The following is a 13,410-nucleotide window of genomic DNA, read 5'->3' on the forward strand; positions in this document are numbered from 1 at the left end:
TTGCCCAATTATCCGTGCCAATAGCCTGCTATCAAGACACGGCAAGCAGGCTATAGTGGACCTAGAAGCACTAAAGAGACATTCCCTGGCCATAAAGCCAATATTCCCACCATGAAGGTGGGTAATATTGGCACAATCACCATCAGGCCCACTCTACCAGCAAGCTAATAGAGCTTTGCCGATTATTTTGGGTCCAGTCGCTCTTCTGGCACATCGATCACTTCTTCTTCCTTGCGGTACAGGCTGATCAGTTTGAACAGCAGGCTCAGGCCGACGCCAACGATGGTCGCCAGCGCCATACCTTTCAGCTCCGCTGCACCGATATGCACTTTCGCGCCGCTAACGCCAATAATCAGGATCACCGAAGTCAGGATCAGGTTCTGCGCCTTGTTGTAATCCACCTTGGATTCGATCAATACGCGGATACCCGAAGCGCCAATTACACCATACAGCAACAGGGAAACACCGCCCATTACCGGCACCGGTACCACCTGGATCGCCGCCGCCAGCTTGCCTACGCAGGAAAGTAGAATGGCCAGAATAGCCGCGCCGCCGATCACCCAGGTGCTATAAACCTTGGTGATGGCCATGACACCGATGTTCTCACCATAGGTGGTGTTAGGAGTAGAGCCGAAGAAGCCGGAGATCACGGTAGAAATCCCGTTGGCAAACATTGAGCGGTGCAGGCCCGGATCGCGCAACAGGTCTTTCTTGACGATGTTCGCCGTGACGACCAGGTGACCAACGTGCTCGGCAATCACCACCAAAGCCGCAGGCAGAATGGTGAAGATAGCAAACCACTCAAAGCGTGGCGTGTAGAAGGTCGGCAGGGCAAACCAGTGCGCATCACGGATTGGTGTCAGATCTACCACCCCCATAAAGAACGACAGTGCATAGCCTACCAACACCCCGATCAGTATCGGGATAATCGCCAGGAAGCCGCGGAACAGCACCGAGCCCAATACGGTAACACCCAGCGTCACCAGTGAAATCGTGATGGTTGTGCTATCTGCGGAGGTGCCTTCCGCCGGTAATAGCCCGGCCATATTGGCCGCCACGCCCGCCAGTTCCAAACCGATGACGGCAACGATTGCGCCCATCGCCGCAGGCGGGAACATCACGTCCAGCCAGCCGGTTCCGGCCTTCTTGACGATCAGCGCCACCAGGCAGAACAGCACGCCACACATGATAAAACCACCCAGTGCAACCTCATACCCCAGCGGCAACAGCAGCAACACCGGTGAAATAAACGCAAAGCTGGACCCCAGATAGGCAGGTATCTTGCCTTTACAGATAAACAGATACAGCAATGTCCCCACGCCGTTGAACAACAGCACCGTCGCCGGGTTGATCTTGAACAGGATCGGCACCAGCACGGTGGCCCCGAACATGGCAAACAAATGCTGGAAGCTGAGTGGGATGGTCTGGAACAACGGCGGGCGTTCACTAACGCCGATGGCGCGACGGGTCATGGGGTGTTTTTCCTCTGAGTTAGTATCAGTTGTGTTAGCTTGGTGATTAATACCCAATGGATTGCCAGTGTTAGCAATCCAAAGGGCATTAAAAAGCCGACTCTCAGGTCGGCTTATTTATTATTTGGTACCAAATATCTTATCGCCTGCATCACCCAGGCCAGGCACGATGTACCCTTTGTCATTCAGACATTGATCGATCGACGCGGTATACAGCTCAACATCTGGATGCGCTTTCTCCAGCGCGGCGATCCCTTCAGGAGCGGCGACCAGCACCAACACCTTGATGCTGCTGCAACCGGCTTTCTTCAGCAGGTCGATAGTGGCGATCATCGAACCACCGGTAGCCAGCATTGGGTCAACCACCAGCGCCATGCGCTCGTCAATGTTGGAAACCAGTTTCTGGAAATAAGGGACCGGCTCCAGGGTTTCTTCATCACGATAAACCCCAACCACGCTGATACGAGCACTCGGAACGTGCTCCAGCACCCCTTCCATCATGCCCAGACCGGCACGCAGGATTGGCACTACGGTAATTTTTTTCCCTTTAATCTGCTCAACTTCAACCGGCCCACACCAGCCTTCGATGGTAACTTTCTCGGTTACCAGATCGGCGGTCGCTTCATAGGTCAGCAAACTACCCACTTCAGAAGCCAGCTCACGGAAGCGTTTGGTGCTGATATCGTGTTCGCGCATCAGACCAAGCTTGTGCTTAACCAGCGGGTGTTTCACCTCAACGATCTTCATCATTTTTCTCCTATTAAGGTGGTTGACGGCCAAAAAAATCGCCGGATTATACCGCCTTTTGCTCCCGACGCCACTACCAATAGCCGGATCGAGATCAACAAAAGAGTGATCAACAGTATAGAAGACGAAAAGTTCGAGCGGGCTCACATGGTTCTCGCAAACGTTTGCTTGCGCTGTTAGAATTGCCGCGCCTGGTTCCGGCATCACCGCCGGAAGCACCGTTCTCAAACCGCAAACCGTCGTGGGGATCGCGCAGTGACCGACAAAACCTCTCTCAGCTATAAAGACGCAGGTGTCGATATCGATGCTGGCAACGCATTGGTAGACCGCATCAAAGGTGTAGTGAAACAGACCCGCCGCCCGGAAGTCATGGGTGGGCTGGGCGGTTTTGGCGCCCTGTGCGCGTTGCCGCAGAAATACCGCGAGCCGATACTGGTTTCCGGCACCGACGGCGTGGGCACCAAGCTGCGTCTGGCAATGGATTTAAAACGCCACGACACCATCGGTATCGATCTGGTGGCGATGTGTGTTAACGATCTGGTGGTTCAGGGCGCTGAGCCGCTGTTCTTCCTCGATTACTTCGCCACCGGCAAGCTGGATGTGGATACTGCCGCCAGCGTGATCACCGGGATTGCCGAAGGCTGTAAACAATCCGGCTGTGCGTTAGTGGGTGGTGAGACCGCCGAAATGCCCGGCATGTACCACGGTGAAGACTATGACGTCGCCGGTTTCTGCGTGGGCGTGGTTGAAAAATCCGAAATCATCGACGGCAGCAAAGTGCAATCTGGCGATGCACTGATCGCACTGGGCGCTTCAGGCCCGCACTCCAACGGTTATTCGCTGGTGCGCAAGATCCTGGAAGTGAGCAAGACCGATCCCACTACTACCGACCTGGCAGGCAAACCGCTGGCAGATCATCTGCTCGAGCCGACCAAGATTTACGTCAAATCGATACTGGAATTGATCGAGAAAGTGGAAGTACATGCGATTGCTCACCTGACCGGTGGCGGTTTCTGGGAAAACATCCCACGCGTGCTGCCAGAAGGGATGCAGGCGGTGATCGACGAATCGAGCTGGCAGTGGCCTGCCGTGTTTAGTTGGTTGCAGCAGGCGGGCAACGTGAGCCGCCATGAAATGTACCGTACCTTTAACTGCGGTGTCGGTATGGTGATCGCGCTGCCACAGGAGTCGGTAGAAAAAGCCATCGCCATATTGACCGCCGCGGGTGAAAAAGCCTGGCAGATTGGTAAACTGACCGCTTCTTCTGACGAACAACAAGTGGTCATCCAGTGATGAAAAAGATTGTGGTGTTGGTCTCCGGCCAGGGGAGTAATCTCCAAGCACTGATCGACGCCTGCCAACAGGGCCGGATCGCCGCCACTATCGTGGCGGTACTCAGCAACAACGCACAGGCTTATGGCCTGCAGCGTGCAGAAGAGGCAGGCATTGCCGCTCAAGCGCTGGATGCCAAAGCCTTTGCCGATCGCGAAGCCTTTGACGCCGCGCTGGCGCAAGCTATCGACCAATACCAACCCGATCTGGTGGTGCTGGCCGGTTATATGCGCATTCTCAGCAACGCGTTTGTGCAGCGCTATGCCGGGCGCATGCTGAATATCCACCCTTCCCTGCTGCCGAAATACCCCGGGTTGCATACCCATCGCCAGGCTATCGACAACGGCGACGCCGAACATGGCACTTCGGTGCATTTCGTCACGGAGCAGCTCGACGGTGGCCCGGTGATCCTGCAAGCCAAGGTACCCATCTTCCCCGGTGACGAGGAAGATGAGGTCATTGAGCGGGTGCAGACCCAGGAACACACCATATACCCTCTGGTGGTGAGCTGGTTTATCGAAGGGCGGCTGGCAATGCGCGACAACGCTGCCTGGCTGGATGGTGAACGCCTGCCAGCACAAGGCTATGCCGCCGACTGACCCGCAATTTAACCGCAAGCTAAACGGTGCCTTTCACGGTGCCGTTTTTTTTCGCCTTCAATCAGCTCCTGAGGTTATACTTTTGCCAGATTAATAATACCGAGGAGAATGTATGTCGAGCACCACCAACGTCAGGCTACGCCCGCTGGAGCGGGAAGATCTGGCGTTTGTTCACCAGATGGATAACAACGCCAGCGTCATGCGCTACTGGTTCGAAGAACCCTATGAAGCCTTTGTCGAGCTTTCCGATCTGTACGATAAACACATTCACGACCAGAGCGAACGGCGTTTTATCATCGAGCATGAAGGGGCCAAGGTCGGGCTGGTGGAACTGGTAGAGATCGACCATATTCACCGCCGCGCCGAATTCCAGATCATCATCGATCCGGCGCATCAGGGCAAAGGCTACGCCAGCACCGCCGCCAAACTGGCGATGGACTACGGCTTCTCGGTACTTAACCTGTATAAGCTGTATTTGATCGTCGATAAAGAAAACCCGAAGGCGATCCATATTTACAGCAAGCTGGGCTTTGAGGTGGAAGGCGAACTGATTGACGAATTCTTCGTTAGCGGCGCATACCGCACCGTGCTGCGTATGTGCATCTTCCAGCCGCAGTATTTGGCGAAGTTCAAGACTGCCCAGCCTGGCGATAGGCCATTGGTTAAATAACAGCAAACCGGGGAGATATTCCTCTCCCCGAAAGATCCAAAATTACTTCGCGCCCAGATAATCCCATTTCCCCACTTCCACACCCTGATTACGCAGGATGTTGTAGGCGGTAGTCAGGTGGAAATAAAAGTTGGGGAGGGCGAAAGTCAGCAGGAAATCTTGCGCGGTGAAGTGAAAATCACGCGTTTTGCTTTTTATCTCAATATTGCGGCTATCGGCCTCGGCGAAATCGGCCGCCTGGAAGCCCTGCACATAGGCGATAGTTTTTTCGATACGCTGGTACAGCTCGGCAAAGCTGGCTTCGTTATCCGGCATGGACGGTACTTCCTGCCCGGCTAATCTGGCCACTGCGCCTTTGGCAGCATCGCTGGCAATCTGTACCTGCCGCAGCAGTGGAAACATATCTGGCGCCAGTCGGGCTTCTAACAGCACGCTTTCAGCCTGCTGCTTCTGCTGCAAGAACTGCTCACCTTTTTTCAGTAACGCCGACAGGATCTGCAAACCACGGACAAACTGCATTGGGGAATGGGCATAAATCGATAAAGACATACAACCTCCAGATGTGAGTGACCAGCCATCTTACGCCGGTTACCAGAGTATTGTCGTTGAGTTGTTTGACAGGTTGTGTCCGCGCCCAATATTCATGCACAAAATCAATTTAGCCTTAATAATCACACAAATAAACAATTTGCGTGGCCACTTCAGATTATCCTTGGTTGGTCAAGCGAGTGGTGAATTAGGCGACAATATTAGGTATCATCACTCGCTACTACGGATAGCCTAACAGGAACCGTCACGCTGGCTGCCGCCTGGCATCCCGCACTTTCGCGGCGAATGGACTTCAAACGGCCTGAAAAACATGCGTAATTACAACTTATTATGGTGTATATGGGGATTATGGACGCTGTCCATCGTTCTCTGGCTGACAGGGATCAGCTTCACCGGTATCTACATAAAACGCGCGCTGCTGGCCGCCTTGGTCCTGGCACTGTTGGCAACGCTGGCGTTTATCTACAAAATAACAAGGACGAATCAAATGCTGTCATTCAATAAGAAAAATAAAGCCGTTAATGAAGAAAAAGCGCAGGAGCTGATCGATCAGCCCGTGCCTCAGCCGGTTGCTCACTCTGAGCCAAACAGCCTGCCTGAAGTTGCCGACGCCATTAAGCCAATCCGTGCCAAGAAAGACACCTTTATCTCCAATGGTGCACTGTTCACCGGCGTGATCGAAGGCGATGGCAATATCATTGTCGAAGGTCGGGTTGAGGGAAACATCATTTGCAGCCACATGGTGCGTATTGAAACCAGCGGCCATGTCAAAGGCGAGATCCGCGCCCAGCAGATCATGATCAATGGCCCGGTTGAAGGCCGTTGCTTCGCCGACTCGCTGTCAATCCAGCCCAAGGGCAGCATGCGCGGGGATATTTTCGCCGACGAAATCTCCATCGAGAAAGGCGGCCTGTTTATTGGCCAGTCGCAGCTGATGCAAAAAACGCCTCCTCAGGCCCAGCCCTCTCAGGCAAAAGTGACCGCGCTGAAAAAGGTTGAACCTGAACAGCAGGAACAACCGACCCCGCAGCCGAGCAAGCAGGCCAATTAAGCTCCTCGCCCGTCAACCATAGCGGCCAGTGATGTAATCCTCTGTGCGGCGTTGGCGTGGCGAAGTGAAAATCGCGTCGGTATCGTTATATTCCACCAGCGTCCCCTGGTGGATAAACGCCGTATAGTCGGAAACCCGCGCGGCCTGCTGCATGTTGTGAGTCACCAGCACCACGCTGTAACGCTGTTTCAGCACCGAAATCAACTCCTCGATGGTTAAGGTGGAAATCGGATCCAGCGCAGAGGTCGGCTCATCAAGCAGCAACACTTCCGGTTCAACCGCGATCGCCCGTGCAATCACCAACCGTTGTTGTTGGCCGCTGGACAGGCGGAACGCATTTTCCCGTAGCCGATCTTTCACCTCGTGCCACAGCGCGGCGGCACGCAAGGATCGCTCTACGGCTTCATCCAGAATACGCCTGTCGCGGACGCCCTGTAAGCGCAGGCCGTAAACCACGTTTTCGTAGATCGATTTCGGGAACGGGTTGGGCCGCTGGAATACCATGCCCACGCGCCGCCGCAAAGCGGCAACGTCAATCTGCGGGCCGGAAATGGTTTCGCCATTAAGCTGCAGTTCGCCGTCAATCCGGCAGCGATCCACCAGATCGTTCATCCGGTTAAAGCAGCGTAGCAGCGTCGACTTGCCGCAGCCAGAAGGGCCGATCAGCGCCGTCACCCGGTGTTTGGGAATGCGCAGGGAAATATTGTGCAGCACCTGCTTGTCACCATAAAACAGATCCAGGCCGTTGACCGCCAGCGCGGTATGCTCATCGGCCAACTGCTGGACATCCAACCGGGGTAGGCTGCCCGGCGTTATCAGACTCATTTGGCGCTCCCCAAAAGATTCAATCTTGTTACTGCGACCATGCTTTATACCGCTCCCTTAGCGAATGCCGGATGCCCATTGCCGTCAGATTCAACCCAACAACAATTAACACCAGCAGGAATGCCGTGGCAAACACCAGTGGCCGCGCCGCTTCTACGCTAGGGCTCTGAAACGCCATATCGTAAATCTGGAAGCTCAGGTGCATGAATTTACGTTCCAGGTGCAAATAGGGGAAAATATCGTCCACCGGCAACACCGGTACCGATTTCACCACGCCAACCAGCATAAGCGGTGCCGTTTCCCCCGCTGCTCGTGCTACGGCCAGGATCAGGCCGGTCATCATCGCCGGTGCCGCCATCGGCAGCACGATCCGCCAGAGCGTTTCCGCCCGGGTGGCTCCCAGAGCCAAAGACCCCTGGCGCAACGAAACGGGAATACGCGACAACCCTTCTTCAGTGGCAACAATCACCACCGGCAAGGTCAGCAATGCCAGGGTCAAGGCGGCCCACAGCACGCCCGGTGTGCCGAACGTCGGGTTCGGTAAGGAGTCGGCGTAAAACAGCCGATCGAGCGAGCCCCCCACCATATAGACAAAGAACCCCAGACCAAATACCCCGTAGACGATCGACGGCACCCCCGCCAGATTCACTACCGATATGCGGATCAGCCGCGTCAGCAAATTATTACCGGCATACTCGTGCAGATAGACGGCGGCAATCACGCCAAAAGGCATCACCACGATCGACATCAGGATCACCATCAACACGGTACCAAAGATCACCGGGAACACGCCCCCTTCGGTATTGGCTTCTCGTGGGCTGTCGGTCAGGAATTTTTGTACTTGCTTGGTCCAATGCGCCAGCTTCTGCCCACTGCTCATGTCATTGGGATACCAGGCATCGCGCACCTGGCTCAGGGCAATGGTGTGAACCTGCCCGTGCATGTCGCGCAGCAGCAAGGCATCACGCTGGCGATCGCGTTCCAACCCTTGCAGTTTGCCTGCAAGCTGGCGGTATTGGCGTTGCAACTCCTGCCGTTCGGCACGGATAGAGGCTTGCCAACGTGCATCCAGCTTATTCTCACGCTGCAGGCTCTTTTCATGCAGGCGCAAATGTTCAAACTGTTCGTTAATCCGCGCCATGTCGCGGAACTGAATATCACGCGCCTGTCGCGTCAGCGCCGCAATCTGCGGCAAGCGCTGTTGCAACGCCTGGCTCAGATCGCTGCCGGTCAACGGTTGGCCATCCTCCAGTAAACCGGCTAGGTAGCCGTACGCGGTGCCGTTGCTGTTACGCTCCAACACTAATAAATCGCGTGGGGTGGTCATTCTACCGACGTCACTGGCCAGCAAAGTACGGAAATCCTGCCCTTCGCTTTCCCGGTTTCCCACTTTGATCAGGTAGCGGATAAAGCTTTGCGCTTCCCCTGGTGGCAACGCAACACCGGCGTCTTGCAATTGCTGGCGCGAGATCGTCTGCCGTTGATACAGCTCCCCCACGATCGTTACCGGGCCTGCGGCCGTCTGATTCAGCTCGAACTGATAGACCGGGCTAGGCCAGAAATAACGCGTCCCCTGCCCGGCCAGCAGCAGTAAAATGCCGATCAGCGCCAGCAGGCTGATGGCCACCGATGCCGCCGTCAGCCAAATCCACGGGGAGCCGCTTTTCACCCAGCTTCTCATGGTGTCTCCTGGTTCAGCGTATAGCGCTTACGCAAGCGTAAGCGTACCGCCTCCGCCAGCGTGTTAAACACAAAGGTAAAGATAAACAGCACCAGCGCGGTCAGGAACAGCACCCGATAATGGCTACTGCCCGTGACGGCCTCTGGCATTTCGATCGCGATATTGGCCGCCATCGCCCGTAAGCCCTGGAACAGGCTGCCGTCGATCAGCGGCGTGTTGCCGGTGGCCATCAGCACGATCATGGTTTCCCCCACCGCGCGGCCAAAACCGATCATCAGCGCAGAGAAAATACCGGCGCTGGCGGAAGGCAACACTACGCGCAACACGGTTTGCCACTGGGTAGCCCCCAGGGCCAATGACCCCCGGCTAAGCGAGGCAGGCACGCTGAACAACGCATCCTCTGCCAGCGAAAAGATAATCGGCACCAGTGCGAAGCCCATCGCCACGCCCACCACCAACGTATTGCGCTGGTCGAAGTCCTCGCCCAACCAGAAATGCAGCGGCTCACCAAACAGCTTAAGCTCCAGCCAAGGCCCTACGGCAAGCGCCAGCCAAACCGTTAGCACCATTACAGGTAACAGCAACAGTAAATCCCAACCCGGTGACCAAGGCCGCGTCGTAAATCGGTTAACCAGCCAACTGCATAACAGCACGACCCCGGCCAACAGGAACGGCAAGGCCAACACGGCCAGCAGATAACGCTCGATCATCGGCGCCAGCCAGATACCGGCCACCAGCCCAATCACCACCGTTGGTAACGCGCCCATCACCTCGACCGCCGGTTTGACGACCCGCCTTAGCCCTGCCGACATAAAGCAGGCGGTATAGATCGCCCCGGCCAGCGCCAGCGGGATGGCGAATAACATGGAGTACGCTGCCGCCTTGAAGGTGCCAAAGATCACCGGCATCAGGCTGAATTTAGCCTGGTAGCTATCTTCACCCGAAGTGGATTGCCACACATACGCCGGTTCAGGGTAGTTCTCATACCACAGCCGCTGCCACAGTGAACGCCAGGTGACGTCTGGATAGAGATTATCCACGGCGTAATGCTGCCAACCCTGGGCAGTTTCCAGCAACAGACCGTCGCCACGTGGGGCAAACGCCATCTGTTGTACGTTGACGGGGAGCTTGTCCTTCAGCAACGGCGTGGACTGGATACTGGAAAACAAGGCGAACTCGCCCTGCGGCTGCAAGGTTGCGAATACCCGCCGATATGGCTCGGCGACCAACAACTCCTGCGTGGTAGTCTGATGGGCAAATTGCTGTATCGGTGCTAACTGATAGCGCTGGTTTTTCTCCACATCAAACCATTCACGCAGGCTACCGTCGCCAGCCTGGATCAATAATGCGCTCCCTCCCGGCAACGCCGTCAGACGGTAGGGAGGATGTTCACCCAGGGTTCGCGTCTCTCGCAGCTGCGGCTGTGTCCCTTCAATCTGATAACGGGCCAGTTGGTTGCCGGTTAACAGATAAAGCTGGCGGCCATCCGGCGTTAGCAACAGTTGTTGTGGCACGTCGGTCAAAGGGATTTCCGTGGGTTGGCCCTGAAGCGTCGGGTTGAAACGCCCAAACAGCAGCCGGTTGTCGTCCGTTACCGCCGCCAGCAGGAAGTTACCCCGGCGGACTTGCGCCAGGCTTAGCAATGTCAGTGCTTGCCCATGGGGATCAAACGCCAAAGGCTCCTGCCCCAGCGGAAAGCGCCACTGTGGTTCACCACCGCCCGACGGTGCAAAATCGGCCTGGGCAACTATCAATCGGCCATCCGCCCGTGCCAGGGCAAACAGGTCACGCTCTCCAACCGCATGAGCCAATAATGTTGGCTGGCTCAATAGCGTTTGCTGTATAGGAGTATTGTTCGGTGCCTGCAACGGATAAAAATGCCCTTCCCCCTGGCGATCGATGCGATAACCAATACGCTGCTGTACGTCCATCCCGATAGCCAGCGCCGGGGAGCTGTAGCTCATTGGCAATACGCGTGAAGTGCCTAGCGAGGCCGGTTTGAACAGCGGTAAAACCGAAAGCAATAGATAGACAAAGATCAGCATCAGCGTCATCAATACCAGCAGCCCGCTGACGGTCACGGCCCCTTGTACGCCACGATCAACGTGCGTACGCAGGCGATCCCGGGGATGTTGGTTAAGCGTTGTCTGTGCCATTTGCCTGTCGTCGGTTCCGTTGTCGGGCTTGCACCCAAAGATAACCGGGCATCTTATGTCAGTTTTGTGACGTTTGCATGACAAAGTTGCCGGGTGCCATGCTGGACGGATAACAATTTGCGGCGGGCAATGCGGCAGGATAACTCCGCAGATATGTTGGACATTGTTGTCAATCTCTCGCAATAATGAAGAAGGACACTAGAGCGGTATTCGGCGATAAGTCCGATCCTTTTCTAAAATTGAACTGGAGTAGCAATGGGTCAGGAAAAGCTCTACATCGATAAAGAATTAAGCTGGTTATCCTTTAATGAACGCGTGTTGCAGGAAGCCGCAGATAAGAGCAATCCCTTGATTGAGCGCATGCGATTTCTGGGCATTTACTCCAATAACCTGGATGAATTCTATAAAGTCCGCTTTGCCGATCTGAAACGGCGCATCTTGATCAGCGAAGAACAGGGTTCAGGTGGCGCGTCACGTCATTTGCTGAAAAAAATTCAGGCCAAGGTGCTGAAGACCGATCAGGAGTTCGACAGCCTGTACAACGATCTGCTGCTGGAGATGGCGCGCAACCAGATCTTCCTGATCAACGAGCGTCAGGTGTCGGAGAACCAGCAAATCTGGCTGCGGCAATACTTCAAGCATCATTTGCGCCAGCACATCACGCCGATCCTGATCAATCACGACACCAATCTGGTGCAGTTCCTGAAGGACGATTACACCTATCTGGCGGTGGAGATCATTCGCGGTACGCGCATCGATTATGCGTTACTGGAAATTCCTTCCGACAAAGTGCCCCGCTTCGTCAATCTGCCGCCGGAAGCCCCCCGCCGCCGCAAGCCGATGATCCTGTTAGATAACATCCTGCGCTATTGCCTGGACGACATCTTCAAGGGCTTCTTCGACTATGATGCGCTCAACGCCTATTCGATGAAAATGACGCGCGATGCAGAATACGATCTGGTGACCGAAATGGAATCCAGCCTGTTGGAACTGATGTCGTCAAGCCTGAAACAGCGCCTGACCGCCGAGCCGGTACGCTTTGTGTATCAGCGCGATATGCCCAACGAGATGGTGGAGCTGCTGCGTAACAAGCTGGGGATATCCAACTACGACTCGGTGATCGCCGGTGGCCGCTACCACAATTTCAAAGACTTCATCAGCTTCCCGAACGTCGGTAAGGCCAATCTGGTCAACCGCCCGCTACCACGCTTGCGGCATATCTGGTTCGATAAATTCCGTAACGGCTTCGATGCCATCCGCGAAAAAGACGTGCTGCTGTACTACCCGTACCACACTTTTGAACACGTGCTGGAGCTGCTGCGTCAGGCGTCGTTCGATCCCAGCGTGCTGGCGATAAAAATCAATATCTATCGGGTAGCCAAAGACTCACGCATTATCGAATCGATGATCCATGCCGCGCATAATGGCAAGAAAGTAACCGTGGTGGTGGAGCTACAGGCACGCTTCGACGAAGAGGCCAATATCCACTGGGCCAAACGCTTGACCGAGGCCGGGGTGCACGTGATCTTCTCCGCACCGGGGCTGAAAATCCACGCCAAACTATTCCTGATCTCGCGCCGTGAAGGCGACGATATTGTGCGCTATGCTCATATTGGTACCGGCAACTTTAACGAAAAAACCGCCCGTATCTACACCGACTACTCGCTGCTGACCGCCGATTCGCGCATCACTAACGAAGTACGCCGGGTATTCAATTTTATTGAAAATCCGTACCGGCCGGTCTCCTTCGACAACCTCATGGTTTCGCCGCAGAACTCCCGCCGCATGCTGTACGATCTGATCGATCGGGAAATTGCCAACGCATTAGCCGGTGAAAACGCCGCTATTATGTTGAAAATAAATAATCTGGTGGATAAAGGGCTGGTAGATCGGTTATATACCGCTGCCGCTGCCGGCGTGAAAGTCCGTCTGTTGGTACGCGGCATGTGTTCACTGATCCCCAACCTGCCGGGAATTAGTGACAATATTCAGGTTATCAGCATCGTTGACCGTTTCCTGGAACACGATCGGGTATACGTTTTCGAAAACAAAGGTGACAAACGGGTTTACCTCTCTTCCGCCGACTGGATGACCCGCAACATAGATTACCGTATCGAAGTGGCTGTATCGCTGCTGGATCCGGCGCTCAAACAGCGCGTTCTGGACATTCTGGAGCTGCTGTTTAGCGATACGGTCAAGGCCCGCTATATCGATAAAGAACTGAGCAACCAGTATGTACCGCGTGGCAATCGCCGTAAGGTCCGTGCACAGGTGGCCATTTATGAGTATTTAAAAGCTCTGGAACAACCGGACAACTAGGCCAGCAAC

General features: G+C 55.2%; 11 protein-coding genes. 5 read left to right on the plus strand and 6 right to left on the minus strand.

The features are described from left to right. Nucleotides 1–182: 182 nt before the first annotated feature. On the minus strand, nucleotides 183–1,472 hold the full coding sequence (gene uraA / locus ACMV5H_RS09255) for a uracil permease (RefSeq protein ID WP_115159532.1): 1,290 nt from the start codon (nucleotides 1,470–1,472) through the stop codon (nucleotides 183–185). A 120-nt stretch (nucleotides 1,473–1,592) separates the two neighbouring features. Further along, nucleotides 1,593–2,219, minus strand: coding sequence for a uracil phosphoribosyltransferase (gene upp, locus ACMV5H_RS09260; RefSeq protein ID WP_024484908.1), 627 nt, complete (start codon nucleotides 2,217–2,219; stop codon nucleotides 1,593–1,595). 255 nt (nucleotides 2,220–2,474) lie between these two features. Between upp and purM the strand changes: the two genes are divergently transcribed. From purM to speG, 3 genes are all read left to right on the plus strand, one after another. Further along, complete coding sequence (purM, locus tag ACMV5H_RS09265; RefSeq protein ID WP_414821729.1) at nucleotides 2,475–3,512, plus strand: phosphoribosylformylglycinamidine cyclo-ligase; 1,038 nt, start codon at nucleotides 2,475–2,477, stop codon at nucleotides 3,510–3,512. Beyond that, a complete protein-coding gene (gene purN, locus ACMV5H_RS09270) occupies nucleotides 3,512–4,150 on the plus strand; it encodes a phosphoribosylglycinamide formyltransferase (RefSeq protein ID WP_071683864.1) in 639 nt (212 codons plus the stop codon). The genes purM and purN overlap by 1 nt, the downstream gene beginning before the upstream one ends. Nucleotides 4,151–4,262: 112 nt before the next feature. Next, nucleotides 4,263–4,820: a spermidine N1-acetyltransferase gene (gene speG / locus ACMV5H_RS09275; protein ID WP_037376386.1), complete on the plus strand. Its 558-nt coding sequence runs from the start codon at nucleotides 4,263–4,265 to the stop codon at nucleotides 4,818–4,820. A 42-nt stretch (nucleotides 4,821–4,862) separates the two neighbouring features. Here speG and ACMV5H_RS09280 read toward each other — a convergent pair whose 3' ends face one another. Continuing rightward, nucleotides 4,863–5,369, minus strand: coding sequence for a DUF1993 family protein (locus ACMV5H_RS09280; protein WP_094982758.1), 507 nt, complete (start codon nucleotides 5,367–5,369; stop codon nucleotides 4,863–4,865). 310 nt (nucleotides 5,370–5,679) lie between these two features. On the opposite strand from ACMV5H_RS09280, the gene ACMV5H_RS09285 reads away from it, so the two are divergent. Continuing rightward, nucleotides 5,680–6,420 (plus strand): bactofilin family protein, encoded by a 741-nt coding sequence (locus ACMV5H_RS09285; RefSeq protein ID WP_257014186.1) that lies wholly within the window; start codon nucleotides 5,680–5,682, stop codon nucleotides 6,418–6,420. Nucleotides 6,421–6,432: 12 nt separating this feature from the next. Here ACMV5H_RS09285 and pstB read toward each other — a convergent pair whose 3' ends face one another. Genes pstB through ACMV5H_RS09300 form a run of 3 tightly spaced genes read right to left on the minus strand, consistent with a single transcriptional unit; the run spans nucleotide 6,433 to nucleotide 11,082 of the window. Continuing rightward, nucleotides 6,433–7,245 (minus strand): phosphate ABC transporter ATP-binding protein PstB, encoded by an 813-nt coding sequence (gene pstB, locus ACMV5H_RS09290; RefSeq protein ID WP_021178772.1) that lies wholly within the window; start codon nucleotides 7,243–7,245, stop codon nucleotides 6,433–6,435. Nucleotides 7,246–7,273: 28 nt separating this feature from the next. Beyond that, nucleotides 7,274–8,926 carry a phosphate ABC transporter permease PstA gene (gene pstA, locus ACMV5H_RS09295; RefSeq protein WP_414821730.1) on the minus strand — a complete coding sequence of 551 codons (1,653 nt, stop codon included), beginning with the start codon at nucleotides 8,924–8,926 and terminating at the stop codon, nucleotides 7,274–7,276. Continuing rightward, nucleotides 8,923–11,082, minus strand: a complete 2,160-nt coding sequence (locus ACMV5H_RS09300) for an ABC transporter permease subunit (RefSeq protein WP_115159535.1) — start codon at nucleotides 11,080–11,082, stop codon at nucleotides 8,923–8,925. Before ACMV5H_RS09300 ends, pstA begins: the two co-directional genes overlap by 4 nt. A gap of 255 nt (nucleotides 11,083–11,337) precedes the next feature. On the opposite strand from ACMV5H_RS09300, the gene ppk1 reads away from it, so the two are divergent. Beyond that, entirely contained in the window at nucleotides 11,338–13,401 is a 2,064-nt protein-coding gene (ppk1, locus tag ACMV5H_RS09305) for a polyphosphate kinase 1 (protein WP_115159536.1), read from the plus strand. Nucleotides 13,402–13,410 lie beyond the last annotated feature (9 nt).

This window comes from Serratia sp. N21D137, from assembly GCF_047530005.1.
Taxonomy (GTDB): domain Bacteria; phylum Pseudomonadota; class Gammaproteobacteria; order Enterobacterales; family Enterobacteriaceae; genus Chania; species Chania fonticola_B.

Bases quoted from the DNA above. Each gene is read 5' to 3' on its own strand.
- ACMV5H_RS09285 (WP_257014186.1), top strand. From the start codon at position 5,680: ATGCGTAATTACAACTTATTATGGTGTATATGGGGATTATGGACGCTG.
- pstB (WP_021178772.1), bottom strand. From the start codon at position 7,245: ATGAGTCTGATAACGCCGGGCAGCCTACCCCGGTTGGATGTCCAGCAG.
- ACMV5H_RS09280 (WP_094982758.1), bottom strand. From the start codon at position 5,369: ATGTCTTTATCGATTTATGCCCATTCCCCAATGCAGTTTGTCCGTGGT.
- purN (WP_071683864.1), top strand. From the start codon at position 3,512: ATGAAAAAGATTGTGGTGTTGGTCTCCGGCCAGGGGAGTAATCTCCAA.
- speG (WP_037376386.1), top strand. From the start codon at position 4,263: ATGTCGAGCACCACCAACGTCAGGCTACGCCCGCTGGAGCGGGAAGAT.
- ppk1 (WP_115159536.1), top strand. From the start codon at position 11,338: ATGGGTCAGGAAAAGCTCTACATCGATAAAGAATTAAGCTGGTTATCC.
- ACMV5H_RS09300 (WP_115159535.1), bottom strand. From the start codon at position 11,082: ATGGCACAGACAACGCTTAACCAACATCCCCGGGATCGCCTGCGTACG.
- pstA (WP_414821730.1), bottom strand. From the start codon at position 8,926: ATGAGAAGCTGGGTGAAAAGCGGCTCCCCGTGGATTTGGCTGACGGCG.
- uraA (WP_115159532.1), bottom strand. From the start codon at position 1,472: ATGACCCGTCGCGCCATCGGCGTTAGTGAACGCCCGCCGTTGTTCCAG.
- upp (WP_024484908.1), bottom strand. From the start codon at position 2,219: ATGAAGATCGTTGAGGTGAAACACCCGCTGGTTAAGCACAAGCTTGGT.